Annotated in this window: 22 protein-coding genes; 15 read left to right on the top strand and 7 right to left on the bottom strand. The window is 73.8% G+C overall.

The window, feature by feature from the left end; all coding sequences use genetic code 11:
* Positions 1 to 8: 8 nt before the first annotated feature.
* From fabG to CELGI_RS09585, 4 genes are all read left to right on the top strand, one after another.
* The gene (gene fabG / locus CELGI_RS09600; RefSeq protein WP_013883926.1) at positions 9 to 776 is read left to right on the top strand and encodes a beta-ketoacyl-ACP reductase; all 768 of its coding nucleotides are present in this window, start codon (positions 9 to 11) and stop codon (positions 774 to 776) included.
* A gap of 38 nt (positions 777 to 814) precedes the next feature.
* On the top strand, positions 815 to 1,585 hold the full coding sequence (gene fabI / locus CELGI_RS09595; protein ID WP_013883925.1) for an enoyl-ACP reductase FabI: 771 nt from the start codon (positions 815 to 817) through the stop codon (positions 1,583 to 1,585).
* Positions 1,586 to 1,672: 87 nt separating this feature from the next.
* Positions 1,673 to 2,170, top strand: a complete 498-nt coding sequence (locus CELGI_RS09590; RefSeq protein ID WP_013883924.1) for a hypothetical protein — start codon at positions 1,673 to 1,675, stop codon at positions 2,168 to 2,170.
* 77 nt (positions 2,171 to 2,247) lie between these two features.
* Positions 2,248 to 2,760, top strand: coding sequence for a SixA phosphatase family protein (locus tag CELGI_RS09585; protein WP_245528083.1), 513 nt, complete (start codon positions 2,248 to 2,250; stop codon positions 2,758 to 2,760).
* Between the two features lie 6 nt (positions 2,761 to 2,766).
* Here the strand turns inward: CELGI_RS09585 and serB are convergent, their stop codons facing one another.
* Together serB and glgC are read right to left on the bottom strand one after the other, a co-directional pair.
* Positions 2,767 to 3,420 (bottom strand): phosphoserine phosphatase SerB, encoded by a 654-nt coding sequence (gene serB, locus CELGI_RS09580; protein ID WP_041574171.1) that lies wholly within the window; start codon positions 3,418 to 3,420, stop codon positions 2,767 to 2,769.
* 64 nt (positions 3,421 to 3,484) lie between these two features.
* Entirely contained in the window at positions 3,485 to 4,726 is a 1,242-nt protein-coding gene (gene glgC, locus CELGI_RS09575) for a glucose-1-phosphate adenylyltransferase (RefSeq protein ID WP_013883922.1), read from the bottom strand.
* A gap of 134 nt (positions 4,727 to 4,860) precedes the next feature.
* Between glgC and glgA the strand changes: the two genes are divergently transcribed.
* Positions 4,861 to 6,087 (top strand): glycogen synthase, encoded by a 1,227-nt coding sequence (glgA, locus tag CELGI_RS09570; RefSeq protein ID WP_013883921.1) that lies wholly within the window; start codon positions 4,861 to 4,863, stop codon positions 6,085 to 6,087.
* A gap of 27 nt (positions 6,088 to 6,114) precedes the next feature.
* Here glgA and CELGI_RS09565 read toward each other — a convergent pair whose 3' ends face one another.
* A complete protein-coding gene (locus tag CELGI_RS09565) occupies positions 6,115 to 6,894 on the bottom strand; it encodes a hypothetical protein (RefSeq protein ID WP_013883920.1) in 780 nt (259 codons plus the stop codon).
* A 94-nt stretch (positions 6,895 to 6,988) separates the two neighbouring features.
* On the opposite strand from CELGI_RS09565, the gene CELGI_RS09560 reads away from it, so the two are divergent.
* The 10 genes from CELGI_RS09560 (at position 6,989) to CELGI_RS09515 (ending at position 18,975) form a co-directional block, all read left to right on the top strand.
* The gene (locus tag CELGI_RS09560; RefSeq protein ID WP_013883919.1) at positions 6,989 to 7,780 is read left to right on the top strand and encodes an ABC transporter ATP-binding protein; all 792 of its coding nucleotides are present in this window, start codon (positions 6,989 to 6,991) and stop codon (positions 7,778 to 7,780) included.
* A gap of 122 nt (positions 7,781 to 7,902) precedes the next feature.
* Entirely contained in the window at positions 7,903 to 8,337 is a 435-nt protein-coding gene (locus tag CELGI_RS09555) for an NfeD family protein (protein WP_013883918.1), read from the top strand.
* A 74-nt stretch (positions 8,338 to 8,411) separates the two neighbouring features.
* Positions 8,412 to 9,686 carry an SPFH domain-containing protein gene (locus CELGI_RS09550; RefSeq protein ID WP_013883917.1) on the top strand — a complete coding sequence of 425 codons (1,275 nt, stop codon included), beginning with the start codon at positions 8,412 to 8,414 and terminating at the stop codon, positions 9,684 to 9,686.
* A 114-nt stretch (positions 9,687 to 9,800) separates the two neighbouring features.
* Positions 9,801 to 10,463: a TetR/AcrR family transcriptional regulator gene (locus CELGI_RS09545; protein WP_013883916.1), complete on the top strand. Its 663-nt coding sequence runs from the start codon at positions 9,801 to 9,803 to the stop codon at positions 10,461 to 10,463.
* Positions 10,463 to 12,205 carry an ABC transporter ATP-binding protein gene (locus CELGI_RS09540; protein ID WP_013883915.1) on the top strand — a complete coding sequence of 581 codons (1,743 nt, stop codon included), beginning with the start codon at positions 10,463 to 10,465 and terminating at the stop codon, positions 12,203 to 12,205. Before CELGI_RS09545 ends, CELGI_RS09540 begins: the two co-directional genes overlap by 1 nt.
* Complete coding sequence (locus tag CELGI_RS09535) at positions 12,202 to 14,184, top strand: ABC transporter ATP-binding protein (RefSeq protein WP_013883914.1); 1,983 nt, start codon at positions 12,202 to 12,204, stop codon at positions 14,182 to 14,184. The genes CELGI_RS09540 and CELGI_RS09535 overlap by 4 nt, the downstream gene beginning before the upstream one ends.
* A gap of 147 nt (positions 14,185 to 14,331) precedes the next feature.
* Complete coding sequence (locus tag CELGI_RS09530; RefSeq protein ID WP_013883913.1) at positions 14,332 to 15,420, top strand: lytic polysaccharide monooxygenase auxiliary activity family 9 protein; 1,089 nt, start codon at positions 14,332 to 14,334, stop codon at positions 15,418 to 15,420.
* Positions 15,344 to 16,813 carry an MFS transporter gene (locus CELGI_RS09525; RefSeq protein WP_407636792.1) on the top strand — a complete coding sequence of 490 codons (1,470 nt, stop codon included), beginning with the start codon at positions 15,344 to 15,346 and terminating at the stop codon, positions 16,811 to 16,813. The genes CELGI_RS09530 and CELGI_RS09525 overlap by 77 nt, the downstream gene beginning before the upstream one ends.
* A gap of 49 nt (positions 16,814 to 16,862) precedes the next feature.
* Entirely contained in the window at positions 16,863 to 18,119 is a 1,257-nt protein-coding gene (locus CELGI_RS09520) for an endo-1,4-beta-xylanase (RefSeq protein WP_013883911.1), read from the top strand.
* 22 nt (positions 18,120 to 18,141) lie between these two features.
* Positions 18,142 to 18,975 carry a TrmH family RNA methyltransferase gene (locus CELGI_RS09515; RefSeq protein ID WP_013883910.1) on the top strand — a complete coding sequence of 278 codons (834 nt, stop codon included), beginning with the start codon at positions 18,142 to 18,144 and terminating at the stop codon, positions 18,973 to 18,975.
* A gap of 299 nt (positions 18,976 to 19,274) precedes the next feature.
* Here the strand turns inward: CELGI_RS09515 and CELGI_RS09510 are convergent, their stop codons facing one another.
* The 4 genes from CELGI_RS09510 to CELGI_RS09495 are packed head-to-tail and all read right to left on the bottom strand — an operon-like array spanning position 19,275 to position 22,533.
* Complete coding sequence (locus tag CELGI_RS09510; protein ID WP_245528082.1) at positions 19,275 to 19,838, bottom strand: YbaK/EbsC family protein; 564 nt, start codon at positions 19,836 to 19,838, stop codon at positions 19,275 to 19,277.
* A gap of 24 nt (positions 19,839 to 19,862) precedes the next feature.
* Positions 19,863 to 20,402 carry a YbhB/YbcL family Raf kinase inhibitor-like protein gene (locus tag CELGI_RS09505; RefSeq protein WP_013883907.1) on the bottom strand — a complete coding sequence of 180 codons (540 nt, stop codon included), beginning with the start codon at positions 20,400 to 20,402 and terminating at the stop codon, positions 19,863 to 19,865.
* Positions 20,399 to 22,192, bottom strand: coding sequence for a SulP family inorganic anion transporter (locus CELGI_RS09500; RefSeq protein ID WP_013883906.1), 1,794 nt, complete (start codon positions 22,190 to 22,192; stop codon positions 20,399 to 20,401). Before CELGI_RS09500 ends, CELGI_RS09505 begins: the two co-directional genes overlap by 4 nt.
* Positions 22,189 to 22,533: an ArsR/SmtB family transcription factor gene (locus CELGI_RS09495; protein ID WP_013883905.1), complete on the bottom strand. Its 345-nt coding sequence runs from the start codon at positions 22,531 to 22,533 to the stop codon at positions 22,189 to 22,191. Before CELGI_RS09495 ends, CELGI_RS09500 begins: the two co-directional genes overlap by 4 nt.
* Positions 22,534 to 22,704: the final 171 nt, after the last annotated feature.

Raw genomic sequence — 22,704 nt, 5'->3', positions numbered from 1 at the left:
CGTGAACCGTGCCTGAGACATCCGACAACGCGACCACCCAGCCGGCCGTCGCCCCGACCGCGCCCGAGCGGGCGCCCCGCGTCGTGCTCGTGACCGGCGCGAACCGCGGCATCGGCCGTGCGATCGCCGAGCGTTTCGTGGCCGCGGGGGACCGGGTCGCCACGCTCTACCGCTCGGGCGACCTGCCCGACGGCGTGCTGGGCGTCGTCGGCGACGTGCGGGACAGCGCGTCGGTGGACGCCGCGTTCAGCCAGGTCGAGGCCGAGCTCGGACCGGTCGAGGTGCTCGTCGCGAACGCGGGCATCACGCGTGACCAGCTCCTCATGCGGATGACCGACGAGGAGTTCGACGACGTGCTCGACGTCAACCTCAAGGGCGCGTTCCGCTGCGTGCGGCGGGCCAGCAAGCCGATGATCCGGCTGCGCCGCGGCCGCATCGTCCTGATCTCGTCCGTCGTCGGCCTGTACGGCGGCCCGGGCCAGGTCAACTACGCCTCCTCCAAGGCGGCGCTCGTGGGCATGGCCCGCTCGATCACGCGTGAGCTCGGCGGGCGCGGGATCACCGCCAACGTCGTCGCCCCCGGGTTCATCGACACGGACATGACGCGTGCGCTGCCCGAGGCCACGCAGGCGTCCTACCGCGCGGCGGTCCCCGCGGGCCGCTTCGCCCAGCCCGACGAGGTCGCCGCCGCCGTCGAGTTCATCGCCTCGCCCGAGGCCGGCTACATCAGCGGAGCCGTGCTGCCGGTCGACGGCGGCCTCGGCATGGGCCACTGACGCACCCCCTGACCGCTCCAGCAGAAGAGAGACCACGCATGGGCCTGCTCACCGGCAAGAAGCTGCTCGTCACCGGCGTCCTGACCGACGGATCGATCGCGTTCCACGTCGCGCGCCTGGCCCAGGAGGAGGGCGCCCAGGTGGTGCTCACATCCTTCGGACGTCAGTTCCGGCTCACCCAGGCGATCGCGCGCCGCCTCCCGCAGGAGGCGCCCGTCGTGCAGCTCGACGTCACGGACGCCGAGGACCTGGCCGCGCTCGCGGACCGCGTGCGCGAGGCCGGCCTGGACTCGCTCGACGGCGTGGTGCACTCCATCGGCTTCGCGCCGCAGTCCGTCATGGGCGGCAACTTCCTGGCGGGTGAGTGGGCGGACGTCGCCACGGCGCTCGAGGTCTCGGCGTACTCGCTCAAGTCGCTCGCGGTCGCGGCGCAGCCGCTGCTCACGGGTGGCGGCTCGATCGTCGGCCTCACGTTCGACGCGAAGTTCGCGTGGCCGGTGTACGACTGGATGGGCGTGGCCAAGGCCGCGTTCGAGTCGACGTCGCGCTACCTGGCGCGCGACCTGGGCGCCTCGGGTGTGCGCGTGAACCTGGTCTCCGCGGGGCCGATCCGCACCACCGCCGCCAAGTCCATCCCGGGCTTCGAGGCGATGGAGGCGAACTGGTCCACGCGTGCGCCGCTCGGCTGGGACGTGACGGATCCCGAGCCCACCGCGCGCGCCGTGGCGGCCCTGCTCTCCGACTGGTTCCCCGCGACGACGGGCGAGATCGTGCACGTCGACGGCGGTGTGCACGCGATGGGTCAATGACCCGCAAAGTCACGTGCCCACGGGGTCAACTTCCGCGCCGACGTGCCGATAGGTAGGTCAGTGCAGGAGCTGGACCAGGGGAGTGGCATGGACGTCGCAGCCGACAACGTCGCGGATCGCGTCGCGCAGTACCGCAAGGCTCTCGACGAGGAGCGTGCGGCACGCGCCCGGGCGTCCGCCGAGGAACGTCGGTCCGTCGAGCTCGTCGAGCTCGCGGCGCGGACTCTGTTCGAGCGCCGGCCCGCGCACGCGGGACTGCGGTTCGACGCGCTGCCGATGTGGGCGCAGTGGGTGCGTGAGAGCTACCTCGAGGACGCCCGGGCCGTGCTGGTCGCGATCGGGGCGCTCGCACCCGACGAGGCGGCGCGCCGTGACCCGTACGAGCGGCTGGCCCTCGCGGCGACCGAGTCGGCCCAGCCGGTGGCGATCAGCCCGCGCGGGCCTGCGCAGAGCGGGACCTCACGTCCCGCGATGCCGACCGAGGTGCCGGACGTGTTCGTGCTGTCCGAGCAGGACGTGCAGGACCTGGGCCGCACCGCGGTGGTGCAGTCGCTCGCCTGGCACCCGGGGTCCGCCGACCGCTGACGGTCCTCGCACGTACCCACGGACGGGCGCCGCGGCCGGTCGCGGGAGCGCGTGCGCGCGTGTGGCACGCTGGTCGCGTGACCACCTCCCGCCGCCTGGTGCTCCTGCGGCACGCCAAGGCCGAGCACCCCGACGGCATGCCCGACCACGAGCGTCCGCTCGCGCTGCAGGGGCGACGCCAGTGCCCCGGCGTCGGCGCCGCGCTCGAGCAGGCGGGCATCGCACCGGACCTCGTCTGGTGCTCGTCGGCCGTGCGCACCCGGCAGACGTGGGAGCTCGTGCGTGCGTCGCTGGCCGCCGAGCCGCGCGTGGAGTACCGCGACGAGGTGTACGACGCGGGCATGCGCTCGTTGCTGGCGCTGCTGGCCGACGCACCGGACGACGTCGCGACGCTCGTCGTGGTCGGCCACGAGCCCACGATGTCCCACCTGGCGTCGACGCTCGCGGGACCCGGGTCCGACGAGGCCGCGCTCGCACGTGTGCAGGTCGGCGTACCGACCGCGTCGTGGTCGCTGCTGGAGCACACCGGTCCGTGGGGCGACCTCGCACCCCGCGCCGCGCGGCTCGCGCGGCTGGTCACGCCCGGCTGACGGCGCTCAGCGCGCGAGCGGCGGCAGCGCGAGCGCCGCGTCGAGCCGCCCCTCGATGGTCGCGTCGGCCTGCGCCGCGACCACGGGCTTGGCGTTGAACGCGATGCCGAACCCCGCCGTCGCGAGCATGTCGAGGTCGTTCGCGCCGTCGCCGATCGCGACCGTGCGCTCGAGCGGCACACCCACGGCGGTGGCGTACTCCCGCAGAGCGACCGCCTTGGCCGCCCGGTCGACGACGGGTCCGGAGACCCGGCCCGTGAGGTGCCCGTCCGCCACCTCGAGCGCGTTGGCGCGGAACAGGTCGATCCCCAGCGAGGCGGCCAGCGGCGCGACCAGCTCGACGAATCCGCCCGAGACGAGCCCGACGGCCCACCCGCGGCCCTGCACGTCGGCGACCAGCTCACGGGCGCCGGGGGACAGCTCGATCTCGTGCGCCACCAGAGCGAGCACCGACTCGGGGAGCCCGGCAAGCGTCGCGACACGCTCGTGCAGCGACGCCGTGAAGTCGAGCTCACCGCGCATGGCGCGTTCGGTGACCTCCGCGACGCGCGCCCGCGAACCCGCGTGCTCGGCGAGCAGCTCGATCACCTCGGACGTGATGAGGGTCGAGTCGACGTCCATCACGAGCAGGCCGGCGGCGGGGCGGGGGCGGTCGGTCACGGACGCAGGGTAACGACCCCGGCCCTCGTCGGACCGGGGTCGTTCACACCGTGGCCGGGCGGCCTCAGTCGGTGATGATCGAGCCCTTCGGCACGACGGTCAGGCCCGACTCGGTCACGGTGAAGCCGCGTGCCAGGTCGTGCTCGTGGTCGAGCCCGATGCGCGCGCGCTCGGGGACGATGACGTTCTTGTCGAGGATCGCGCGGTGCACCTGCGCGTACCGGCTGACCTGCACGCCGTCCATCAGGACCGAGTCGGTCACCTGCGCCCACGAGTGCAGCCGGATCCCGGGGGACAGCACCGAGCCCGAGACGGTCGCGCCCGAGACGACCACGCCGGGGGAGACGATCGAGTCCGCGGCGTGGCCCAGGCGGCCCGCGCCGGCGTGCACGAACTTGGCGGGCGGCAGGCCCGTGTAGCCCGTGTGCAGCGGCCACTCGTCGTTGTACAGGTTGAACACGGGCTCGACCGCGATGAGGTCGATGTTCGCCTCGTAGAACGCGTCGATCGTCCCGACGTCGCGCCAGTAGTCGCGGTCGCGCGGCGTGGAGCCCGGCACGTCGTTGCGGATGAAGTCGTAGACCGCCGCGGTGCCGCGCTCGACGAATGCGGGCACGATGTCCCCGCCCATGTCGTGCCGGCTGTTGACGTTCTCGGCGTCCTCGGACACGGCACGGATGAGCGCGTCCGCGTTGACCACGTAGTTGCCCATGGATGCGAGCACCTCGAGCGGCGAGTCCGCGAGCCCGACCGGGTCGGACGGCTTCTCCCGGAACGCCTTGATGCGCGTCGGGTCGAGCGGGTCGGTCTCGATCACGCCGAACTGGTCGGCCTCGCTGATCGGCTGGCGGATGCCCGCGACCGTGAGCTCGGCGCCCGACGCGATGTGCGCGTCGACCATCTGCGAGAAGTCCATGCGGTAGACGTGGTCGGCGCCGACCACGACGACGATGTCGGGGCGCTCGTCGTCGATGATGTTGAGGCACTGGTAGATCGCGTCGGCGCTGCCGAGGTACCAGTGCTTGCCCACGCGCTGCTGCGCGGGGACGGCCGCGACGTAGTTGCCGAGCAGGGCCGACATGCGCCACGTCTTCGAGACGTGCCGGTCCAGGCTGTGCGACTTGTACTGGGTCAGCACGATCACGTGCAGGTAGTGGGAGTTGATGACGTTCGACAGGGCGAAGTCGACCAGCCGGTAGATCCCGCCGAACGGCACGGCGGGCTTCGCGCGGTGCGCGGTGAGCGGCATGAGTCGCTTGCCCTCGCCACCTGCGAGGACGATGGCCAGGACACGGGGTGTTGCCATGCCCCGACCCTAGGCCCCGGCGCGGTCGGCGGCGAGGTCTGGGGTCGCCGACGCGCTAGCGTGTCGCGCATCGGACGGGTCGGCGCCACCGGGCGCCCAGCCGCAGGATCGTCGAGGACCTCTGGAGGCAGACCGTGCGCGTCGACATGCTCACCCGCGAGTACCCCCCGCACGTCTACGGCGGTGCCGGGGTGCACGTCGAGGAGCTCTCCGCGGTGCTGCGGCGCTCGATCGACGTGCGGGTGCACTGCTTCGACGGGCCGCGCGAGGCCCCGGGCGTGCTCGGGTACGACGTGCCCGCCGGGCTGGCCGGCACCAACGGTGCGCTGCAGACCCTCGGCGTCGACCTCGAGATCGCGGCGGGCGTGGGTCTCGTCGGCGACGACGGCGTGCGCGCCGACCTGGTGCACTCGCACACCTGGTACGCCAACTTCGCGGGCCACGTCGCGAGCCTGCTGCACGGCGTGCCGCACGTGCTGACCGCGCACAGCCTCGAACCGCTGCGGCCGTGGAAGGCCGAGCAGCTGGGCGGCGGGTACGCGGTCTCGAGCTGGGTCGAGCGGACCGCGTACGAGTCCGCCGCGGGCGTGATCGCGGTCTCGGGCGGCATGCGCGCGGACATCCTGCGCAGCTACCCCGCGGTCGACCCCGCGCGCGTGCACGTGGTGCACAACGGCATCGACCTCGCGGGTTGGCAGCGCCCCACGGACGACGACGCGGTCGCCGCGGCCGAGCGCACCGTGCGCGCGCTGGGCGTCGACCCCGAGCGTCCCGCGGTCGTGTTCGTCGGGCGTATCACGCGGCAGAAGGGCCTGCCGTACCTGCTGCGCGCCGCCGAGTCGCTGCCGCCCGAGGTCCAGCTGGTGCTGTGCGCGGGCGCCCCCGACACCCCGGAGATCGCGGCCGAGGTCACCGGCCTCGTCGCACAGCTGCGCGAGCGGCGCTCGGGCGTCGTGTGGATCGAGCAGATGCTGCCGCGGCCCGACCTGGTCGCGGTCCTCGCGCACGGCACGGTCTTCGTCTGCCCGTCGGTCTACGAGCCGCTGGGCATCGTCAACCTCGAGGCCATGGCCGTGGGGCTGCCCGTCGTCGGTACGGCCACGGGCGGCATCCCGGAGGTGGTCGACGACGGAGTGACCGGGTGGCTCGTCCCGATCGACCAGGTGCAGGACGGCACGGGCACGCCGCGCGACCCCGAGCGGTTCGTCGCGGACCTGGCGGAGACGCTCACCCAGGCCGTCGGCGATCCGACGCGCGCCGCCGCGTGGGGGGTCGCGGCCCGGCGTCGCGTCGAGGAGCACTTCTCCTGGACGGCGGTCGCCGAGCAGACGCTCGACGTGTACCGCTCGGTCCTGCGCTGAGGATCGTCCGGCCCCTCGGGCCGGACGTCAGACCGACCGCGCGTGCGTCGCGGCCGTGAGCGCGCGACGGGCGAGCCGGTCGACGTCGCGCAGCGCCGCGGTGCGCTGGTCGGCCTGCCACAGGCTCACCGCGCCGCCGTCGTCCCGCAGCGCGACGTCGACGATCGCGAGCAGCCGCGCGGCGCTCGCGAGCACGCGGGCGCGCCGGGCGTCGAGCCGGTCCGGCAGCCGCCACGTCGGCAGCGCGGCGTCGCGCAGGCTCAGCACACGGTCCGCGCGCTCGGTGTCCCAGTGCGCGACGTCGAGCCGCACGAGCGCCTCGGTGACCTGGGCCAGGCCCTGGCGCAGCCCGCGGTCCGCGTCCTCGAGCGAGCCGAGCGCCTGCACCCGCAGGCGCCAGTCGTCGACCTGCGTGACGTGCCACGTGACCAGGTGTCCGGGCTCGAGCGCCGAGCCGAACTCGACCACGTGCGGGACGAGCGCGAGCGACGTGCCGTCCACGTGCAGCAGCAGCACCTCGCCGGCCTCGAGCGCCTGCTGCGAGACCGCGGCCGGGACGCCCGCGACGTCTCCGGGGACGGGTGCCATGGCGACCGCCTCGAGCGTGCCCGCACGCGCCCACCCGGCGATCGCGTCGCTCAACGGGCGCGTCGTCGCGAGCGGGTCACCGGGTGCGCCGTCGGTCACCTCGTGCGGCTCGTCCTCGTCCTGCACGGCGCGTACGGCGGCGTCGCCCAGCGGGCGGCGGCTCGTGGCGAGCCACAGCGCCAGCACGGTCGAGCGGGGCAGCTCCAGCGCGTCGGTCACCCCCCGACGGTACGTGCTCGGCCCGCGCGGCTCATGCGCGCCCGGACCGCGGGCGTGACGCTCGGTGCCCGTCCGGGGCGGTTAGGGTCAGGGCATGACCGACGTGCTCGACCTGCAGGACGTGACGATCCGACGAGGGACGACGACGATCCTGGACCAGGTGTCGTGGACGGTGCGTGAGGGCGAGCGGTGGGTGGTGCTCGGCCGCAACGGCGCGGGCAAGACGACGCTGCTGCAGGTCGCGTCCGGCCGGATGCACCCCACGCACGGTGCGGCCGCGCTGCTCGGCAGCCGGCTCGGCGCGGTGGACGTGTTCGAGCTGCGTCCGCGGATCGGGCTGTCGAGCGCGGCGCTCGCGGACCGCATCCCGTCGGGCGAGACCGTCCGGGACGTGGTGCTGACCGCGGCGTACGGGGTCACGGGGCGCTGGCGCGAGTCGTACGAGGACCTCGACGAGTCGCGTGCGACCGACCTGCTGCGCGCGTTCGGCGTCGAGCACCTGGGGGAGCGGTACTTCGGCACCCTCAGCGAGGGTGAGCGCAAGCGCGTCCAGATCGCCCGCGCGCTCATGTCCGACCCGGAGCTGCTGCTGCTCGACGAGCCCGCCGCCGGGCTCGACCTGGGCGGGCGCGAGGAGCTGGTCTCGGCGCTGTCCGAGCTCGCGGCGGACGACCGGTCGCCCGTGCTGGTGCTGGTCACGCACCACGTCGAGGAGATCCCGCCGGGCTTCACGCATCTCATGCTGCTGCGCGACGGCCGGGTGCACGCGAGCGGGCCGATCGACGAGGTGCTCACGTCCGAGCAGCTCTCGGGCGCGTTCGGGCTGGACCTGGTGCTCGCGCGGCACGGCGAGCGCTGGTCGGCGCGCGCGGCCACCCCGGCCTGACGTCCGGTTCGTCCTGACCGCTCCTGCGTGGTCCGCCTGGGGACGCACCCCACGGGATCGTCAAGGAGACGCATAGGATCGGTCCCAGGCGCCGTTGCCCGGTGCCGGGACGGAGGACTGCCGTGGGTTGGCTCTGGTGGGTCGGCGGCGCACTCGTGCTGGGGATCCTCGAGATGCTGTCGCTGGACCTGGTGCTGGTGATGTTCGCCGGCGGCGCGCTGGCCGGCGGTGCCGCGCACGCCATGGGTGCGCCGGTGTGGGGCCAGATCCTGGCCGCCGCGGTCACGTCGGTGGTGCTGCTCGCCACGCTGCGCCCGTGGCTCCTGCGGCACCTGCGCGAGCGGACGCCGCTCGCGGAGACGAACGCCGCCGCGCTCGTCGGCCGGCCCGCCGTGGTGCTGGCCACCGTCACGTCCGAGGCCGGACGCGTCAAGCTCGCGGGCGAGGTCTGGAGCGCACGGACGCCCGCGGGCGACGCGCTCCCGCCCGGCACCGAGGTGCGCGTCGCGCAGATCGACGGCGCGACCGCGGTGGTGCTGCCCGCGGTGCCCGACTGACCGACGCCCCGCCCGATCCCGCCGGGCTCTGACCTGCTCCACCCCGCTCGTCCGCACCGGACCTAGGAGGCCCCATGCTGGAGGACACCACCACGACGACGACGAACGTCGGACAGATCGCGCTGATCGTCGTGCTCGGGCTCGTCCTGCTGTTCGTCGTCATCGCGCTGTTCCGCTCGGTGCGGATCGTGCCGCAGACCGTGGCGGTCATCGTCGAGCGGCTCGGGCGCTACTCGCGCACGCTCGACGCGGGCCTGCACCTGCTGATCCCGTTCGTCGACCGTGTGCGCGCGGGCGTGGACCTGCGCGAGCAGGTCGTCTCGTTCCCGCCGCAGCCCGTGATCACGTCCGACAACCTGGTCGTGAGCATCGACACGGTCATCTACTTCCAGGTGACCGACCCCAAGTCGGCGGTCTACGAGATCGCGAACTACATCACCGGCATCGAGCAGCTCACCGTGACGACGCTGCGCAACGTGATCGGTTCGATGGACCTCGAGCAGACCCTCACGAGCCGTGACCAGATCAACGGCCAGCTGCGCGGCGTGCTGGACGAGGCCACGGGCAAGTGGGGCATCCGCGTCAACCGCGTCGAGCTCAAGGCCATCGACCCGCCCGCCTCGGTGCAGGGCTCGATGGAGCAGCAGATGCGCGCCGAGCGGGACCGCCGTGCCGCGATCCTCACCGCCGAGGGTGTCAAGCAGTCGCAGATCCTCACGGCCGAGGGCGAGAAGCAGTCGGCGATCCTGCGTGCCGAGGGTGAGGCGCAGTCGGCGATCCTGCGTGCCGAGGGTGAGGCCCGCGCGATCCTCCAGGTCTTCGACGCCGTGCACCGCGGTGACGCCGACCCCAAGCTGCTGGCCTACCAGTACCTGCAGACGCTGCCCAAGATCGCGGCGTACCCGTCCAACAAGATGTGGTTCCTGCCGAGCGAGCTGACCGGTGCGCTGGGACAGATGGCGCAGGGCTTCGGCGGTGCGTTCGGTGGGGACGGCGCACCCGCGGGCTCGCGGCCCGCGGGGACCTCGCCGCTGGGTGACGACCTGCCGCCTGTCGCACTCACCGACCCGGCCGAGGCGCTCGCCGAGGCCAAGCGCGAGTCCGCGGCGGCGACCGCGGACGCGACGTCGGCCGGGACGCTCTCGGGCCGGCCGTTCGACCCCGCCGCCGAGCTGGGCCAGCGCCCGGGCGGCGCCGCGGTCCCGCCGCGGCACGCGCCCGACGCGCCGCCCGCCCCGCCGGCGCCGGTGCCGCCCGCGTCGGGGGCTCCCGCGCCGGGTGCCGCGGACGACGAGTGGCTGCGCAAGGGACCCGACCCCGGCCCGCCCGCCCCGCCCGCGCAGGGCTGACCCGCGCACGCGGCGCACCACGACGCAGAAGGCCCGGCGGACACCCGCCGGGCCTTCTGCGCTCCCCGCGAAACCGCTTGCGAGTGAGTGCTCACTCACTCTAGCCTCGCTCGCGTGCATCCCCGGACCCGCCGCGCGTCGCCGCTGCCGCCGCACGAGCGGCGGACGGCGATCCTGCGCGCCGTGCGGCCCGTGCTGCTCGAGCGTGGTGCTGCGGTCACCACCAAGGAGCTCGCGCAGGCCGCGGGCGTCGCCGAGGGCACGCTGTTCCGGGTGTTCGAGGACAAGCTCGCGCTGGTCCGTGAGGCGGTGCTGGCGGCCGTCGACCCCGCCGACGACGTCCCGGCCGTCCGCGCGATCCCGCGGGACCTGCCGCTCGAGGACCGGGTGCGGTCGGTCATGGAGATCGGTCTGGCGCGGTCCGCGGACTCGATGCGCTGGATGTCGATCCTGCACGAGGCCGTGCGGGCCGCGTGCGCCGTCCCGGGGCCCGACGCTCACGAGCGCATGCGCGGCTTCGCGCAGCGCCAGGAGGCCGGGCAGGCCGAGCTGCGGATCGCGGTCGAGGAGCTGCTCGCCCCGGATGCGGCACGGTTCGCGCGGCCGCTCGTCGACGTCGTCGACCTCATGACGGCGACGCTCATGGGCGTGACGGTCCTGCGGGTGGATGCGCAACGGCGCGGGACCACAGCACGCGTCCCGGGGCTCGACGTCCTGGCCGACCACTTCCTGCACGGGGCGCTCGCGCGCCCGACAGCCGAACCAGGGGGCTCCTGATGCTTGTCCGACTCCTGCGTGAGCACCTGCGCCCGTACGCGGTGGCTGTCTCGGCCGTCGTCGTGCTGCAGCTCGTGCAGACGCTGGCGACGCTGTACCTGCCCAGCCTCAACGCCCGGATCATCGACGAGGGCGTGGTGCCGGGCGACATCGACCGGATCATGCGCCTGGGCGGCGTGATGCTCGCGATCAGCCTGCTGCAGGTGGTGTGCGCGATCGTGGCGGTGTGGTTCGGCGCACGCGCGGCCATGGGCTTCGGCCGCGACGTGCGCGCGCGGCTGTTCGGCACGGTCCAGACGTTCTCCGCGCAGGAGCTGGGTCAGTTCGGCGCGCCGACGCTCATCACGCGCACCACCAACGACGTGCAGCAGGTCCAGATGGTGGTGCTGATGACGTTCACGTTCGTCATCATGGCGCCCATCATGCTCGTCGGTGGCGTGGTCATGGCGCTCCAGGAGGACGCGGGCCTGTCCCTGATCCTGCTGGTGGCGGTGCCGGTGCTCGCGGTGCTGATCGGCCTGATCGTCTCGCGGATGGTCCCGTACTTCCGGGTCATGCAGAAGCGCATCGACGCGATCAACCGTGTGCTGCGCGAGCAGATCACGGGCATCCGGGTGGTGCGCGCGTTCGTGCGCGAGGACCGCGAGACTCAGCGGTTCGACGGCGCCAACCGCGAGCTGTTCGTGACGTCGCTGCGCACGGGGCAGCTCATGGCGCTCATGTTCCCCGCGGTCATGCTCGTGCTCAACGCGACCAGCACGGGGGTGATCTGGTTCGGCGGTCACCGCGTGGACTCCGGGCACATGCAGATCGGCCAGCTCACGGCGTTCCTGTCCTACATCGCCTACATCCTCATGGCCGTGATGATGAGCACGATGATGTTCGTGCTCTTCCCGCGCGCGATCGTCGCGGCGGGCCGCATCGGCGAGGTGCTGGACACCCCGCCCTCCGTGCTCCCGCCGCAGGTCCCGGTGCCGCTGCCGGCCGACCCGGTGCAGCGTGGCCGGCTCGAGCTGCGGGGCGTGGAGTTCCGGTACCCGGGTGCGGAGAGCGCCGTGCTGCACGACGTCGACCTGGTGGCCGAGCCGGGCCGGACCACCGCGATCATCGGCTCCACGGGCGCGGGCAAGACGACGCTGCTGCACCTGATCCCGCGGTTGTACGACGTGACGGCGGGCGCGGTGCTGCTCGGCGGCGTGGACGTGCGTGACGTCGCGCCCGAGGAGCTCGGCGGCCAGATCGGCCTGGTGCCGCAGAAGCCGTACCTGTTCTCCGGCACCGTGCGCTCGAACCTCGAGTACGGTCGCCCGGGCGCGACCGACGACGAGCTGTGGGCGGCGCTCGAGGTCGCGCAGGCGCGCGGGTTCGTCGAGGAGATGGCCGGAGGGCTCGACGCGCCGGTCGCCCAGGGGGGCACGGACCTGTCGGGCGGCCAGCGGCAGCGCCTGGCGATCGCCCGGGCGCTGGTGCGCCGACCACGGCTGTACCTGTTCGACGACTCGTTCTCGGCCCTGGACTACGCGACCGACGCGGCGCTGCGGGCCGCGCTCGTGCCGCAGACGCGGGACGCCGCGGTCCTCATCGTCGCGCAACGGGTCGCGACGATCCGGCACGCCGACGTGATCGTCGTGCTCGAGGAGGGTGCGGTCGTCGGGCGCGGCACGCACGCCGAGCTGCTGGCCGGCAACGAGACGTACCAGGAGATCGTCTTCTCCCAGATCAGCGAGGAGGAGGCAGCGTGAGCGAGCAGCGCACCACCGCACCGGCCCGCCAGCCCGGATCCGGGCACCGCGGCCCCGGCCCGATGGGCGGCATGGGCATGCCGGGGGAGAAGTCGGCGAACTTCGCGGCCTCCGGCGCCCGGTTCCTGCGTGAGCTGCGCCCCGAGCGGCTGCGGCTCGTCGCGATCGTCGTGCTGGGCGTCGCGTCGGTGATCCTCGCCGTGATCGGCCCCAAGCTGCTCGGCAACGCGACCAACGTGCTGTTCGACGGCATCGTCGGCAAGCAGCTGGGCGTGTTCCCCGCGGGGACGACGCGCGAGCAGGCCGTCGCGGCCCTGCGGGACCGCGGGCAGGACCAGTTCGCGGACCTGGTGGCGGGCATGGACGTCGTCCCCGGCGTCGGCGTCGACTTCCACCGGCTCGGCACCATCCTGGTGGTGGTGCTCGCCGTGTACGTGGGCTCGTTCCTGTTCGGCTGGGCCCAGGGGCGCATGACGGCCGGCGTCGTGCAGCGGGCGGTGCTGCGCCTGCGTGCGGACGTCGAGGCCAAGCTGCACCGCGTGCCGCTCGGGTACTTCGACCAGCAGCCGCGCGGCGAGCTGCTGTCACGCGTGACCAACGACATCGACAACGTCGCGCAGACGCTCCAGCAGACGCTGAGCCAGGTGATCACCTCGGTGCTCACGGTGGTGGGCGTGCTCGCGATGATGTTCTGGATCTCGCCCTTGCTCGCGGTGGTCGCGCTGGTCACCGTGCCGCTGTCGATGGCGGTCGCGGCCGCGATCGCGAAGCGGTCCAAGCCTCGGTTCATCGAGCAGTGGGCCCACACGGGAGCGCTGAACGCGCACATCGAGGAGATGTTCACCGGGCACACGCTGGTCACGGTGTTCGGCCGCCAGCGCGAGGCCGCGCAGGTCTTCGCCGAGCGCAACGACGCGCTGTACGACGCGAGCTACCGCGCGCAGTTCATCTCCGGGATCATCCAGCCCGCGCTGGGTTTCCTGTCCAACCTCAACTACGTGATCATCGCGGTGGTCGGCGGGCTGCGCGTCGCCTCGGGGACCATGAGCCTCGGGGACGTGCAGGCGTTCATCCAGTACAGCCGCCAGTTCACGCAGCCGATCACGCAGATCGCGAGCATGGCGAACCTGCTGCAGTCGGGTGTCGCATCCGTGGAGCGGGTGTTCGAGCTGCTCGACGCGCCCGAGCAGAGCCCGGACCCGGAGCCCGCCGCGCAGCTGCCGGAGCCGGTCCGCGGCCGCGTCGCGTTCGAGCACGTCGCGTTCTCCTACCGCCCCGACGAGCCGCTCATCCGCGACCTGTCGCTGGTGGCGGAGCCGGGTCAGACCATCGCGATCGTCGGCCCCACGGGGGCCGGCAAGACCACGCTGGTCAACCTGCTCATGCGGTTCTACGAGGTCGACGGTGGCCGCATCACGCTCGACGGCGTCGACACGCGGGACCTGACGCGCGACGACCTGCGCCGCCGCATGGGGATGGTGCTGCAGGACACGTGGCTGTTCGGCGGCACGATCGAAGAGAACATCGCCTACGGCGTCGACGGTGCGACGCACGAGCAGGTGGTCGCGGCGGCGCAGGCCACGCACGTGGACCGGTTCGTCCGGACGCTGCCGCACGGCTACGAGACCGTGATCGACGACGACGGCGCGGGGGTGTCCGCGGGTGAGAAGCAGCTACTGACGATCGCGCGCGCGTTCCTGGCCGACCCGAGCATCCTCATCCTCGACGAGGCGACGTCGTCGGTGGACACGCGCACCGAGGTGCTGGTGCAGAAGGCGATGAACGCGCTGCGGGTCGGCCGGACGTCGTTCGTGATCGCGCACCGCCTGTCCACGATCCGCGACGCGAGCGCGATCCTGGTCATGGAGCGCGGCGCGATCGTCGAGCAGGGCACGCACGACGAGCTCCTGGCGGCGGGCGGAGCGTACGCCCGGCTGTACCAGAGCCAGTTCGCGGCGGCGGTCGCCGAGGAGGTCTGAGACGCGGCTGCGCCGAACGGGTGAACCGATTCGGCGCTTGCCGCGCGGACGCGCGCGGCCGGACGGTGGGCTGACCGCGCCTGCACGTCCGGGGGCCCGCAGCGTGGCGGGTCCCGTGCGCACGTGCTCCGACCTCCAGGAGGAACCATGCGACGTTCTCCCGACCGGACAGGGCCGCTGCGGCGGCTGCGCCGGATCGCGCTCGCACTGCCCGTCGCGATCGTGGTCGCGCTCGGCGTCACGACGCTCGCGGCGCCCGGCGCGAGCGCGCACGGTTCGGTGACCGACCCCGCGAGCCGCAACTACGGCTGCTGGCTGCGGTGGGGCTCCGACCACCTCAACCCCGAGATGGCCGACGAAGACCCCATGTGCTGGGCGGCGTTCCAGGCCGACCCCAACACCATGTGGAACTGGAACGGCCTGTTCCGTGAGGGCGTCGCGGGCAACCACGAGGCTGCGATCCCGGACGGCCAGCTGTGCAGCGCCGGCCGAACTTTCGACGGCCGCTACGGCTCGCTCGACACGCCCGGACGGTGGACGACGACGAGCGTGCCGAACAGCTTCACGCTGACGCTCACCGACAGCGCGAAGCACGGCGCCGACTACCTCAAGGTCTACGTGAGCAAGCCGGGGTACGACCCGACGACCAAAGCGCTCGCGTGGTCGGACCTCGAGCTGCTGAAGACGACCGGTCGCTACCCGACCACGGGCCTGTACCAGACCGACATCGACCTCCCGGGGCGCAGCGGGCGCGCCGTGCTCTACACGATCTGGCAGGCCAGCCACCTCGACCAGTCGTACTACCTGTGCTCGGACATCATGATCGGCGGCGGCACCGAACCGACCACGGAGCCGACGAGCGAGCCCACCACCGAACCCACGACCGAGCCCACCACCGAGCCCACCTCGGAGCCCACCTCTGAGCCGACGAGCGGGCCGACGTCCGGTCCGACGACGCAGCCCGGCGGTGCGTGCACCGCGACCGTGAAGGTCTCCAGCACGTGGCCCGGCGGCTACATCGGCGACGTCGTGGTCACGGCGGGCTCCGCGCCCATCCGCTCGTGGTCCGTGCAGGTGGGCGGCGCGACGATCAGCCAGATCTGGGGCGGGACGCTGTCCGGGAGCACCATCAGCCCGGCGGCCTGGAACGCGTCGCTGGGTGCTGGAGCGTCCGCCAACGTCGGCTTCATCGGCTCGGGGACGCCGGGCGCGCTCACGGCCACCTGCTCGGCCTGAGCACGCACGCTTCACGAGGGGCGGGGTGCGCGAACGGCGCCCCGCCCCTCCTGCTGCGCCGCGAGCCGCGACCGGCAGGTCCCGGGGTGCCGCGTCCGCGCGCCCGTATCCTCGTGCGGTGCGCCGCGACCGGCTGACCCTGACCTTCTACGGCTGCTTCGTGACGTGGGGGTGGCTCCTCTACAGCTTCAACCCGAGCGTGTCGCTGCTGGCCGACGAGTTCGGCATCACCGCCGCGCAGGCCGGTCTGCACGGCACGGCCATGGCCGCGGGTGCGGTGGTCGCCGCGGGGCTCACGCCCCGGCTCGTCACGCGGCGCGGCCGGCGGGCGGCCCTGCAGGTCTCGCTCGCACTCGTCGCGCTCGGGGTGCTCGCGCTGGTCCTGGCACCGTCGCTCGCGGTGAGCCTGCCCGCGATGCTGGTGCTGTCGCTGGGCGGCAACGTCGCGATCTCGTCGGCCCAGCCCGGGCTCGCGCTGCACCACGGTCCTGCCGCGTCGGCCGCGGTGACCGAGGCGAACGGCGTGGGGTCCAGCGTGGGGCTGGTCGGTCCGCTCGCCGTCGGCGCGAGCGTCGCGATCGGGTGGGGCTGGCGGCCCGCGGTCGCGGTCACGGTCCTGCTGGCGGGCGCGACGTGGTGGTTCACGTCCCGCATCCGCCCCGGCGGGGCGATGACACCCGCGGCGACGCCCGGGACGGCAGCGGAGGCGCCGACGACGAGCCCCGCGGTGCCGTACGAGCCCCCGACGGCGCCCGACGGCGTGGCCCCGGTGCTGGGCTCGGTCGAGGCGCTCGCGGTCGCGGTGGTCGAGCTGCACCATCCTCCCGTCCGGCACCGCACGAGCCCCGCGGGGTGGTTCTTCCTGGTGGCCGTGATCGCCGCGATCGCGCTCGAGAACGCGACGACGTACTGGTCCACGGACCTGGTGCGTGAGCAGACGGGTGCGGGCGCCGGGATCGCGACCGCGACGACGGCGGGGCTGCTCGCGGGCATGTCCGCGGTGCGCTTCCTCGTCGGCCCCTTGTCGCTGCGCGTGCGGCCCGCGCTGCTGCTGGCCGGCTCGTTCGTCGTCGCGATCCTGGGGTGGGCCGTGCTGTGGACCGCGAGCACGCCCGCGGTCGCGGTGGTCGGGCTCGTGGTCGCGGGGTTCGGCTACGGCGCGCAGTACCCGTTGTCCATCGCTCTGCTGCTCGCGACCGCGCCCGACGCGCAGGACGTCGCGCAGTCCCGCGCGACGCTTGCGGGCGGCCTGGCGATCGGTGTCGCGCCGTTCCTGCTGGGTGCGCTCGCGGACGCGTTCGGCATGCACGACGCGTTCCTGGTGGTGCCGGTCGCGGCCGCGCTCGGCGGCGTCGCGGCGCTGGTGGGCGGACGTGCCGCCCGAGTTCGATAACGTTCTCCACGGCGTCCGGGCCCGGCGCGCCGCACCGCGAAGGAGACCCATGTCGAGCAGCACCGGCCTCGCCCAGCGCACCGTCGAGACGGTCCTGACCGTGCACGACGCCCACGGCGCACCGCTCGCCGACCAGGACGTCACGGTCGCCCAGACGCGGCACGCGTTCGCGTTCGGGTGCACGGGCTTCGACTTCGTCGGACTCGCCAACCACGACGGTGACGACACCCCCGAACCCGCGTTCGGGGGTGCGTCGCCCACCGGTGCACGCCGGCTCGAGGAACTGTGGCTGGACCTGTTCGACACCGCGACGCTGCCGTTCTACTGGCGCGGCTTCGAGCCCGAGGAGGGCCGCCCGGACACCGCGCGGCTGCGGGCCGCGGCCCGCTGGTTCGTCGAGCGCGGCGTGCGGGTCAAGGGGCATCCGCTGATGTGGCACACGCTCGCCCCGCAGTGGCTCCTGGGCCGCCCGCTCGAGGAGGTGGAGCGGATCCAGCGCGAGCGCATCACGCGTGACGTCACCGACTTCGTGGGGTTGATCGACACGTGGGACGCCATCAACGAGGTGGTGATCATGCCCGTGTTCACCGCCGAGGAGAACGCGATCACGCCCCTGGCCCGGCACAAGGGCCGCGTGGAGACCGTCCGGCTCGCGTTCGAGACGGCACGCGCCGCCAACCCGCGCGCGACGCTGCTGCTCAACGACTTCGACATGTCGCCGGCGTACGAGCACCTGGTCGAGGACGTGCTCGCCGCCGGGATCCACGTCGACGCGCTCGGGCTGCAGAGCCACATGCACCAGGGCTGGTGGGGCGTGGACAAGACGCACCGTGTGCTCGAGCGGTTCTCCCGGTTCGGCCTGCCGCTGCACCTGACCGAGACGACGCTCGTCTCCGGTGAGCTCATGCCGAAGGAGATCGTCGACCTCAACGACCACCGGGTCGACTCGTGGCCGTCGACGCCGCAGGGCGAGGAGCGGCAGGCGGCCGAGATCGTCGCGCACTACACGCTGCTCGCCGAGCACCCCGCGGTGAAGGCGATCACGTACTGGGGCCTGGCCGACGAGGGTGCGTGGCTGGGCGCGCCCGCGGGCCTGGTCCGTACCGACGGGACCACCAAGCCCGCGTACGACGCGCTGCGCGACCTGGTCCGGGGCCAGTGGTGGCACGCGCCCACGACGATGCGCACGGACGGCGCGGGCCGCGTGACCGTGCGCGGGTGGCGCGGCGACTACCAGGTGCACGCGGGGGACCGGACCGCGACGTTCGCCGTCACGGGATCGCCCGCGGCCGTCACGCTGGGCTGAGGCGGCACGCGGTCCTGGGATCATGGCGCGCGTGCCGCGCCTCGACCTGATCCCCGTGACCGACCCGTCCGACCCGCGCCTGGCCGACTACGTCTCGCTGACCGACGTCGCGCTGCGCTCGCGGCACGAGCCCGCCAAGGGCCTCTACATCGCGGAGTCCTCGACGGTGCTGGAGCGCGCGCTGCGCGCCGGGCACCGCCCGCGCTCGGTGCTGCTGGCCCCCCGGTGGGTCGCGGACCTCGAGCGCATGATGCAGACGGTCGACGACGACGCCGTGGTGCCGCTCTTCGTGGCCGACGAGGCCGTGCTCGAGCAGATCACCGGCTTCCACGTGCACCGGGGTGCGCTGGCGGCGATGCACCGACCCGCGCTTCCCGCGCTGTCCGACGTCCTGGCCGGGGCGCGGCGCGTCGCGGTCCTCGAGGACGTGGTGGACCACACCAACGTCGGCGCCGCGTTCCGCTCGGCCGCCGCGCTCGGCGTCGACGCCGTGCTGGTCACGCCGCGCTGCGCTGACCCGCTCTACCGGCGGTCGGTGCGCGTCTCGATGGGCACGGTGTTCCAGGTGCCGTGGACGCGGATCGACCCGTGGCCCGGTGGGGTGGACGCGCTGCGCGAGGCCGGGTTCGTGACCGCGGCGCTCGCGCTGTCCGACGACGCGATCACGCTCGACGAGCTGGTCGCGGACCCGCCGGAGCGGCTCGCGGTGGTGCTCGGCGCCGAGGGCGACGGGCTGAAGGACGCGACGATCGCGGCGTGCGACCTCGTCGTGCGTATCCCCATGGCGGGCGGGGTCGACTCGCTCAACGTCGCGGCCGCGGGGGCCGTGGCGTTCTGGGCGACGCGGGTCGGCTGACCCCCGCCTGGGGGCCGCGCGCGGGGGTGGGGCGCGTCAGTCCCAGAAGGGCGGGAAGTCGTCGTCGAGCGCGGAGGAGGCGGCGAGGAAGGTCGTGACGGTGGCGACCAGAACCTCGTCGTGCGGGTCTGCCAGGAGCGTGTCCATGTCCTGATGTTCGGCTGGCGCGCGGCGCTCCTGACGGGACGTCGGTCCCGGTTCGGACACGTGTCACCGCCCGATTCGCGGCGGTCTGCCGACGAGGTCGAGAGCGCTCCATCGAGGGGTCAACGACCGGTCAAAGCGGACCCCGACCAGCGTCAAGCCAGGGCGAGACCCTCGACGACCTCCGCGCCGGGCAGACGCGCCAGCAGGGTGCCCGGGAGCGCGATCTTGGACCGGCGCAGGCCGCTGCCGATCACCACCAGGCCACCCGACTCGTCGGGTTCCGCGACGCGCGCGTCGACCAGGACGCGGTAGCCGTCCGGCAGGCCGACGGGCGTGATGCCGCCGTACTCCATGCCCGACTCGGCGGTCGCGCGGTCCATCGGCAGGAAGGATGCCTTGCGCACGTCGAGCAGGCGCTTGACGGCGTTGTTGACGTCGGCGCGCGTGGTCGCGCGCACCGCGGCGGCCGCGATGCGTTCGGTGCCCTCACGCCGGCCCGCGACCAGGACGCAGTTGACCGACGCGGACGGCGGCAGCGCGAACGCCGCGGTGAGCGCGGCCGTGTCCGCGAGGTCCGGGTCGATCGACGTGACGAGCACGGCGCGCGCGACCTCGTCGTCGTGCTCCGCCCAGGCGGTCAGCGCACGTGCGGTGCTCGAGGCCACCAGGTCCAGGTGGTCGAGCGCGGGCTCCCAGGTCAGCGTCCCCAGCGTCACGCCGCGCAGCGTACCCACCGCGGCTCAGCGCTGGTACGTGCCGACCAGCACGCCGCGGGCCAGCGTGTGGAACACCAGAGCACAGCTCACCGCGCCGGGCGGGGAGTCGGGCGAGAGCCCCAGGTCCGCTGAGTCGAGAGCGTGCACGGCCAGGAAGTAGCGGTGGACCTGGTCGCCCGGGGGAGGTGCGCAGCCGATGTAGCCGACCGTGGCGTCGTCGTTGCGGAGCTGGAACGCGCCCGCGGGCAGCCCGGCGCCGTCGGGTGAGCCCGCGCCGGATGCGAGCGACGTCACGTCCGACCCCAGGCCCAGGACGGTCCAGTGGAACCAGCCCGCGACGCCGGGCGCATCCGGGTCGAACACGCTGACCGCGAAGCCCGCCGTCTCGCGCGGGAAGCCCGACCAGGAGACCTGAGGGGACACGTTCCGGCCGGCGTCGGTGTTGGTGTGCACGTCCGGCACGGGCGCGCCGTGCGTCCAGTCGGTGCTGGTGACGTCGAACGACGGGACCTGAGGCAGCAGGCCGTACGGGTCCGGTGCGACGGGACGGATGATCGAGGTCACGGCTCCTCCGGCTTCGTCGGGCCCGGGCCGGTGCCCGGACTGGCGGCAGCGCCCATCGTGGCCCGCTCGCGGCGCACGTGCGAGCGGGCGTGCGCGAGCGCCTCGTCGAGGTCGTCGAACAGGTGGTGCTCGTGCGCGAGCACGTCGAGCACACCCACCGACTCCACGACGCGGCGGTGCTGCGGCCGCAGCCCCTTGAGCAGCACGACGATCCCGCGGTGCTGCAGGTCCGCGACGATCTGCGCGAGCGCGTGCGCGCCGCTGGTGTCCAGCACGCTCACGCTGGACAGGCGCAGCACCACCACGCGCACGTCGCTGACCAGCGCGATCTCGTCGAGGAACCGCCGCACGTCCGCGAAGAACAGCGCACCGTCGATCCGGTACACCGCGATGTGCTCGTGCAGCAGCACGCGCTCGTCGTCGGCGTGCACCACCTCGTCGGGGGCGTCCTCACGGTGCAGGCCGCTCGCACGCGCGACCGCGCGCAGCGCGAGCACCGCGGCGACCGCCACGCCCACCTCCACGGCCAGCACCAGGTCGAACACCACGGTCACGACGAGCGTCGCGACGAAGACGGTCGCGCCGGACCGGCCCGAGCGGCAGATGGCCGCGGCGGTGGACACGTCGACCATGCGCGCCGCGGTGACGAGCAGCACGGCGGCCAGGGCCGCGAGCGGGATGCGACCCACCCACGACGCGGCCAGGTACACGACGCCGGCCAGCACCGCGGCGTGGCTGAGCGCCGCGAGGCGGGTCCGGGCGCCCGAGCGCACGTTGACCGCGGTGCGCGCGATCGCGCCCGTCGCGGGCAGGCCGCCGAACAGGCCCGAGGCGACGTTCGCCAGGCCCTGGCCCACCAGCTCACGGTTGGGGCGCGTGCGCGGCAGGTCGTCGGCCATGCCGTCGGCCACGTGCGCGGACAGCAGCGACTCGAGCGCCGCGAGCGCCGCCACGGCGAGCGCGGACGAGAAGAGCACGCTGGTGGTGGTCGCGTCGATCACCGGCACGTGCGGCGCGGGCAGCGAGCGGGGCAGCGCGCCGATGCGGTCCACGTCCAGGTGCGCGAGCTCGGCGACGAGCGTCGCGACGACGACCGCGACGAGCGAGGCGGGCAGGCCGCGCCGGACCCGCGGCAGCACGACCAGCAGGGCGACCGACAGCGCGACGAGCGCGAGCGGCGCCACGGCCGCGGACCAGTCGACCGCCGTCAGCGTGCGGGCCGCGACGAGCGCGGCGTTGGTGCCGTGCGCGGCAGGCGTGCCGAGGGCCAGCGGGACCTGCTGGAGCGCGATGACCACGCCGATGCCGACCGTGAACCCCTCGACCACGGGCCACGGGATGTAGGCGACGAGCCTGCCCAGCCCCAGCACGCCCGCAAGCACGACGATCCCGCCCGCCATGATCGCCACGACGGGCACCGACTCCGGGCCGAACCGCGCGACCACGGGCAGCAGCACCACCGTCATGGCGCCCGTCGGTCCGCTGACCTGCAGGTGGGAGCCGCCGAGCACGGCCGCGACCGCACCCGCGACGACGGCCGTCACGAGGCCTGCCGCGGCGCCGAGCCCGGACGACACGCCGAAGCCGAGCGCGAGCGGCAGGGCGACGATCGCGACCGTCAGGCCCGCGAGCAGGTCTCGCCGCCAGGACCGGGCCAGGCCCGTGTAGTCGTCGCGCCGGGGTGCCAGCGCGGTGAAGCGGCGGCGGGCCGCGACGAGCAGCGCGCCGGGGTGCGCGCGTGCCGCGCTGGTGACGCGCGGGGCCGGTCCGTCCGGGTCCGCGGTGCTCATGCCGGGTCCTCCGCGAGCAGGTCGTGCCGGCGGGCGGCGGCGTCGACGAGCACGGCGCGCGCGGCCGCGAGCATGTCCGCGACCGCGGGCTGGGCCAGCGCGTAGTGCACGGCGTTGCCCGTGCGGCGTGCGGTCACCACGCCGGCGCGGCGGAGCACCCCGAGGTGCTGGGACAGGTGAGAGGCCTCGAGCCCGAGCTCGGTCAGCAGCTCGGCGACCTGCCGGTCGCGCTCGACCAGCAGCTCGAGCGTGCGGACCCGCACGGGGTGGGCGAGGGCCTTGAACAGGTCGGCCTTGACGTCGGCCAGGGGGCGGTCGACGCCGTGGGCGCGCAGGGGCACGGGGGACTCCAGGGAGACGCCTGACGGCTTGATGAATCTGTCAAACCATACGCCGTAGGCCGCGCGCGACGGGTGGCCGTTGGTCCCGGTCGACGACGCCGGGCGGGTCGGGTGGGCGCGCTGCGAGCGGACGGCAGGTTGACATCACGCGATGCGGAGCGTGTACTAGAG

Source organism: Cellulomonas gilvus ATCC 13127, from assembly GCF_000218545.1.
Taxonomy (GTDB): domain Bacteria; phylum Actinomycetota; class Actinomycetes; order Actinomycetales; family Cellulomonadaceae; genus Cellulomonas; species Cellulomonas gilvus.
This window is presented reverse-complemented; position numbering and strand designations above follow the sequence as displayed.